The 995-nt window shown below is 64.1% G+C and carries 1 protein-coding gene and 1 pseudogene; both read left to right on the plus strand.

What is annotated here, in order from left to right; translation table 11 throughout:
• On the plus strand, positions 1-649 hold a 649-nt coding region (locus EOA29_RS37830), incomplete at its 5' end, for an ATP-binding cassette domain-containing protein (protein WP_145970100.1).
• Between the two features lie 40 nt (positions 650-689).
• Positions 690-995: pseudogene (locus EOA29_RS37835) on the plus strand (substrate-binding domain-containing protein); the annotation flags it as partial.

Below are 995 nucleotides of genomic sequence, written 5' to 3' on the forward strand. Positions count from 1 at the left end.
CAACGGCGCCGGCAAGTCGACGCTGGTCAAGATCATCGCCGGCGGGCTCGAGCCGACTTCCGGCCGCATGCTGTTCGAAGGCAAGGAGTTCCTTGCCAAATCCCCCGCCGAGGCCAAGGCCGCCGGCATCGAGACGGTCTACCAGGATCTCTCGCTCTGCACCAACGTCGATGTGGTGGCCAACTTCTTCATGGGCCGCGAGATCACGCGCAAGGTGCTTGGCGTTCCGGTACTCGACGAGCGCGCCATGGAAGCGGTGGTGGCGAAGGCATTGGCCAATGCCGGCACGCGCATTCCCTCGCTGCGCACCAAGGTCGAGCATCTCTCGGGCGGCCAGCGGCAGGCGATCGAGCTCAACCGCTTCGTCCATTGGGGCGGCAAGCTGGTGCTGCTCGACGAGCCCTTCGCCGCGCTCGGCGTCGAGCAGACGCGCCGCGGCCTCGACATGATCCGCCAGGTGGCAAGCCAGGGCATCGGTGTCGTCATCATCACCCACATCATGCAGCAGGCCTTCCAGGTCGCCGACCGGATCGTGGTGATCCGCCAAGGCGTCGTGGCAGGCGACGTTGCGCGCAACAAGACAAGTCCCGATGCGGTGATCAACATGATCACCGGAGAGACGCTCGCCGGTGCCGGACCGGCGGGCTGAGGGACAAATGAGGGGTCCGGCGAGAAGAGGAGCGAACGACATGAAGCGAGTGCTACTTTCTGTCTTCGGTATCCTGGCCCTGGCCGTTGCCACGCTCACGCCGGCATTCGCCCAGTCCAAGGGTACCGTCTACTACCTGGTGCCGACACTGCTCGACGAATTCCAAACCGGCTCGGTGACCGCGCTGGAACTGTTCCTGAAGCAGGTCGGCTATGACTTCAAATCGCTGAACGCCGATAACAAGACCGACGCCCAGCAATCGCAGATGAACGACGTCATCGCACTGAAGCCTGCGGCGATCGTTCTTGCGGCGGCCGATGTCAACGCGCCGAAGCCGTCCGTCGAA

The organism is Mesorhizobium sp. M1E.F.Ca.ET.063.01.1.1, from assembly GCF_003998155.1.
Lineage (GTDB): Bacteria > Pseudomonadota > Alphaproteobacteria > Rhizobiales > Rhizobiaceae > Mesorhizobium.